Source organism: Nitrospira sp. (assembly GCA_029194665.1).
Lineage (GTDB): Bacteria > Nitrospirota > Nitrospiria > Nitrospirales > Nitrospiraceae > Nitrospira_D.
Genome location: JARFXO010000011.1, coordinates 1 through 6005, shown reverse-complemented (window position 1 = coordinate 6005; position 6005 = coordinate 1). Strand labels below are relative to the sequence as shown.

Sequence of the window (6005 nt, the reverse complement as noted above, 5' to 3'; positions counted from 1 at the left end):
GCAATGGCTACAATCGCTTTGTTGCGTCCCAAACGCGGTTCGAGCCGCGCCAGTTCCGCACGCCAATGCGGATGATGTAACACCGCCACCTGCGCCGCTTCCACCAGCGCCGCACGTAATTCCCGCCGTCCGGCTTTGGTGATTTTGCCTGTGCGGGTGGTCATCCCGCTGTCATGCACCCGTGCACCCAAACCCGCATATCCCACCAACTGTGCGGCATGCACAAAGCGCGTGATGTCTCCTATCGCCGCCAACACCGTCAAACTGTTGATGAGCGAAAAACCCACCAGTTGCAGCAACAACGGCATGCGTTCATCCTGCGCCGCAAGCGTGGTCAACGTTTCTTCCAACGTGCGTTTCTGCGCATTCGCAAAATCCAACGTCGCCAAATCGCTCGCAATCCGCGTGCGTTCTACCACACTCACGTTCAAACGCTGCCACCACGCACGCTGTGCTGGCGCAAACAAGTCCCCTTGCGGTGGCGCCAGATGATAGCGATGCAACACCGCATGTAAGCGATTTTTCGCCTGCGTCGCCAAGCGCACTTGCAACCGCCGATGTGCCAACAACGCGCGCAACTCGCGCACTGCCGGCGGCGGCACCCACAGCGCCGGAATCATCCCTGCTGCATGCAACCGCGCCAGTTTCAGCGCCGCAAGATTATCCGTCATCACTTGGGCACGCGTGATGAGCGCCACGTGTGGCGGATGGACTACCGTTACCGAGTGTGCGGACGGCAAGAGTTCGTCATACACTTGCCAGGTGTTAGTGGTCATTTCCAACACCAGCGCATCGGTGGGCAGCAGCGTTTTTTTCGCCCAGCCGTCCAGTTTTTGCAAGTCCACGCGCACGGGTCCGTAGATTTGTTCTTTCGCCGCGTTCACACCGATGGCGATGAGATAATGTTTGTGGACATCGAGTCCGATGTAACGCAGCGCTTTGCGTTCGTCAGCCATGTCAACCTCCTCGTCGTTCCAAGCCACGCCGGGCTTGGGCGGTCGGGCGCAACCGTTTTAGGGTTCAAGACTTCACACACAGATACGCGTTCGTTCGGACACCTTGCGCCGAACCCCACAGTTGAGCGGATGCGAGTGAGACAATCAAACACGACGGCGGGCTTGGACGAACCATCCCATAAGCATAGCCGATTGTCCCTGACGCCGCGCCCCCGACGCACACGTCCTCACTCCTCAACGCGAGAGAGTATGCGCCCGGTTGCGCCTGACCGCAAGTCAAGCAGCGTCCCGCCCGACTGCCATCATGCTAACATGACGCGGTGGGCAATCGCACGAGCATGACCGATGCGGCGAGCAACACGACAGAGTTTGAATACGACGAGGTAAATCGTGTTGTCACCATCACGCTGCCTGCGACTACGACGCAAACCTTCACCTACGATGCAGTGGGAAATAAACTTGCTTTTACGAACGAGAATGACGAAACGACGACTTTCACCTATGACGACGTGAATCGGCTAGAAACGCAGACCAATGAATTGAATGAAACGACTGAATATGAATACGACAATGTAGGGAACGTGTTGACGACGACGCAGCCACAGAGTTTGGTGACGACGTTTGAATACGACGATGCCAATCGGCTGGTGAGCAAAGAGACGCCGAACGATACGACCACCTATGCGTTTGATGCGGCGAACAATCTTGTCTTGCTCACAATGCCATCGGGCGCGTATCGAGAATATGAATATGATGAGGTGAATCGCGTCGAAACGGAATCACGCTATGAAGCAGACGATGATTTGATTACAACGTTCACGTATGGATATGACGAAAATGGTAATCGCACGAGCGTCACCCAAGCGCGCCCGGGACAGAGCAACGTGACCGTTTCGTATGAATATGATGCTCTGAATCGGCAAACCGCGTTCACCGACCCGAGCAATTATGAGACAACGTACGATTTTGACGCGGCAGGGAATTTGCAAGAATTGGTGAATGGGAATGGCATCGTCAATACGATGACCTACAACGATGCGAATCAATTGGAAACCACCACCCAAACCGTTGGCGCGCAAACGTGGGCAGAGACGACGAACGTGTATGAAGATGGACAACTTACAGGATGGGTGACCAGCGATGTTCAGAATTCGCTCACGTTGACCAGCACGCTGGGTTACAATGGGAATGCTTTTATCGAGCAAGCGGATGTGAGTCATGTTGGCAGCGCCTCTCATTCACTCACTTCCACACTCGGCTATACCGCCAACAATTTGCTCGATACCTGGGAACAGCAAAACCAAAACACCAATCACATGGTCTATGACGACGCGCAGCGGTTGGTCTGTTCGGAATTTGGCGGCGCGGCACGTGAATACATCGAATACGACGACAGTGGACGCCGCGAAAAACGCTACTGGCAGTTGGGCAACAATTCGTGCGCGACGATCGTGGCAAACCCCGCGTCCTTTTTTGCCAACAGTTGGGGTTACAAGCGTTCCGAATATGAATGGAACGGCAATCGCTTGGTGTCCGAAGAGGCGCGCGAGTGCAATATCCTCGGCAGCGGTCCGTGTGGCTATAGTTATTTCTATGACCGCACCCTTGCGTATGATGACGACGGGAACGTGAATCAGATGGTCAAAGTGACCAACAGTCTCACCGTGACGATGGAGTATGCGTGGGAACCCGGCACGCATCAACTCAACAGTGTCACGCGCACCGCGACGGGACAATCGAGTTACACGGCGAGTTTGAGTTACGACCCGTTGGGACGCATCAAACAGTTCTGTCAATGGGTCGCCGGCGGAGATTACTGCCACAAGTATTTTTATGTGGGTGACGGCGAGTGGTTGTCGTGGGTCGAGGATGGCGGCAACATCACGCGCGAAATCTACCTTCATGCCAACGGACGCCCCTTGCGTGTGGGACTGCGTTACATCAACCAATTTCCACCGTGGTATCATCGTTACAACGGACGCGGCGATGCAACGTTCGTGCCGCAGAATGGTGATGGCGGAGCGGGTTGGCGCAGTTATGGCGCGTGGGGTGACGTGAACTACGCCTCCGACAATAAAGGATACTACAACTGGAACGCGGCATGGGGTTACATGCGCTTTCCGGATCGCTTCAATTTCAACTTGCATGATGTGTTGGATGTGGGCTTGTATTATGCACATGGACGCTGGTATAACCAAGATACGGGCTTGTGGTTGTCGCCGAATGAGAAGGGGGATTATTTGTATGGCGAAGAGGATAAAAACGAACCAATCAATACTGCTCAAACTCAAACCCCGGGTTATTCACGAGAATATTTTACGAATCTTGCAAAGCAGGAACGGCTGTATCTTGAGTTATTTCAACAGATAAGAGATCGCTCTTACCTAGACGACGCTGATCAAAGCCTTGCGAGGTTAGCAGCGTTTGAAGTTGTAGGCGAAATCGCAAACTGCCCGAATCAAACAACCTGCAAACTTGAAGCGGGTGCCATTCTCTTAACGGTGCAAAATCGGTACGAGATTTGCCGCATGCAGGCGCGCTGTCCCTATAGCGTTCGCGGTCTCCCCTCTCGACCAACTCGTAGCGAAATCATAGTTGCTGATTGTGAGCGCATTCCATGCTTACAATACAAGGGTCTAGAGCATTGGATACGAATACTGAATAGTACTCGCTGTGATATAACGCGTGGAGCGGAAGGCAGCGAATGCTATAGTCTTACCAAATCAGCCCACAGAGATAGGTTCGATTGGGGATTTGAGGTTGCCCAGAAGATTTTCAGTGGCTCGTACAGGCATGATGAGTTACTGGACGAGCTTGTTCAAACAATTGGTGGTCGAGTGAACTTTGGAAACCCATGTGGCAAACCAAGCCCCACCGTACCATCACCGTCTGTGCCAAGCCCAACCCCTGACCCCACCAGTTGCACACGACCCTACGGAATTCATTTTTTCTGGGGGCCCTAATTCAGGAAGAAAAAGGAGTGTGACTTGAGAGTCAAGTCACACTCCCTAAAAGGCCTAACACAATGAAACATATTCTATTTGGTTTCACGCTCCTTTCCTGTCTCGCTTTTTGTAGCTGCAATAACGAGGCAAGTTCAGGAAATATTTGGTACATCGAACTTGAACCTGAACATAAGATCGGAACCTACAATCCTATACAACAGCAAAAACAAATTATCACAGAAAGCGAGGAGTTCATCAGTGATGCAGGTCTTTCTCCAAGTGGTAAGCAACTTGCCTTCACCACAGCTACTACGAATGAGGATTTCCAGATGTGGGTTATTAATTCAGACGGCACCAATCTAAAGAGGATAGAAATGTTTTCGGAAGAACCTGGCTTCGTCTGGCTCAATGAGAACCTTTTGGTGCTTGCAACTCTGTGGGACGATTGGGCTGACCATCCGAATGATGCCTATAAATGGAAGCGATACGACATTCTCACTGACAGGCTTCGTCCGTTAGTAGCACAGGGCGTTGGGTATTATCAATGGTCTCGCAACCACTCTGCCTTTCAAGAAATTGCGCGTTATGAGAGGACGTCATATTTGGGCTTAGGTTCTCTACAACTAGAGGGCGACACTCTAAAGCAAAAAACTCAAATTGAACTGGATCCTCCCAAAATTCCCAAATATGCAGGGGCAAGAAGATATCTCTCGTGGACTACGAATGGGCAGGCTATTGCATTTTCGGGCAAGGGTAGCGACAATAACATGGAGATATTTCTAGCAACCGACTATGGACGCACCGTACGGCAAATTACCGACTTTCAAAAGAATTATGGTTTATCTTCAGGCGGTAACATCTCTCTTTCGCCGGATGGCCAGTGGATTGTCTTTTGGATGGTTTTGGAATCCCCAAAAATATCGGGGCTGCCGGAAGAAGGACAGATTGGGTTGCTGAATGTTAATGACAAGAACATAAAATATCTTATTGACGCAAACTGGAGTTTGCAAGGAGAAATTGTTTGGTCGAAGGACAGTCATTACGCAGCATTCTCCAACGGAGAAATTCATCTGATCGATGTAAAAACATCTCAAGTGACTCAGTTAACAAGCGAGGGAACGAACAAGATGATCTTTGATTGGAAATGAAATTTTTCTATTGACCCGTGTTTGCAAGAGTACGCGCATATACAAAGTCGGGATGTCAATGGTTGTATTACGTCGGCGACAGCGACTGGTTGGCGTGGGTGGAGGACGGGAGCAACATTACGCGTGAGATTTACCTCCATGCCAACGGCAGACCACTACGCGTGGGCTTGCGCTACATCAACCAATTTCCACCGTGGTATCATCGTTACAACGGACGCGGGGATGCCACGTTCGTGCCGCAAGATGGGAATGGTGGTGCGGGTTGGCGCAGTTACGGCGCGTGGGGAGATTTAAATTATGCCTCCGACAACAGAGGATATTACAACTGGAATGGCGCGTGGGGCTACATGTCATTCCCACTCAAGTTCAATTTTGACATGAACGATGCGCTGGATATGGGCTTGTATTATGCGCATGGACGCTGGTATAACCAAGACACGGGGTTGTGGTTGTCACCGAATGAGAAGGGGGATTATTTGTATGGCGGGGACGGGCAGGATCCGGTCAATATAGGAATGGTGGATGACGGTTTTTGTGATTGGATATGGATCCCGTTTCTCTGTCCTCCCCAAACTCCAACGCCGACGCCGACACCAATTCCACCATCACCCAGTCCGACTATTCCTCCGTCTCCGCGACCACCAACTCCGTCTCGGACATGGACGCCAGTTCGTGTTTTGACGGCGACCCGATTGATCACGCCAAGTTCCACACCGCTGACACCAATCTGTGCGCCACCGTCAGATAACTACCATTGCATTAACCCATCTGTTGACAACCTCCAAACGATGGTGGCTCATGTGCTTTACGAAGAAGGTGGTTCAATTATGGGGGACCCAATAATGCGCAACATTTCTCAAGTTATACGAAATCGTATTGGTGATCGTCAATTTGCTCCTGATATCTTGGGCGTAATCTCACAAGGGAATGGTACTCATTTCAACGGTTGGCGCGTG

At 51.5% G+C, this 6005-nt stretch carries 4 protein-coding genes; 3 read left to right on the top strand and 1 reads right to left on the bottom strand.

The genetic code is table 11. From position 1 onward, the window contains the following. On the bottom strand, window positions 1-956 hold a 956-nt coding region (locus tag P0119_22745; GenBank protein MDF0668880.1), incomplete at its 3' end, for an IS110 family transposase. Between the two features lie 320 nt (window positions 957-1276). Between P0119_22745 and P0119_22740 the strand changes: the two genes are divergently transcribed. From P0119_22740 to P0119_22730, 3 genes are all read left to right on the top strand, one after another. Further along, window positions 1277-3919: a hypothetical protein gene (locus tag P0119_22740; GenBank protein MDF0668879.1), complete on the top strand. Its 2643-nt coding sequence runs from the start codon at window positions 1277-1279 to the stop codon at window positions 3917-3919. Between the two features lie 62 nt (window positions 3920-3981). Further along, entirely contained in the window at window positions 3982-5049 is a 1068-nt protein-coding gene (locus P0119_22735) for a hypothetical protein (GenBank protein ID MDF0668878.1), read from the top strand. A 62-nt stretch (window positions 5050-5111) separates the two neighbouring features. Continuing rightward, on the top strand, window positions 5112-6005 hold an 894-nt coding region (locus P0119_22730; protein ID MDF0668877.1), incomplete at its 3' end, for a hypothetical protein.

What these genes read in the sequence shown, in the direction of transcription:
- P0119_22735 (MDF0668878.1), top strand. Translation starts at nt 3,982, where the DNA reads ATGAAACATATTCTATTTGGTTTCACGCTCCTTTCCTGTCTCGCTTTT.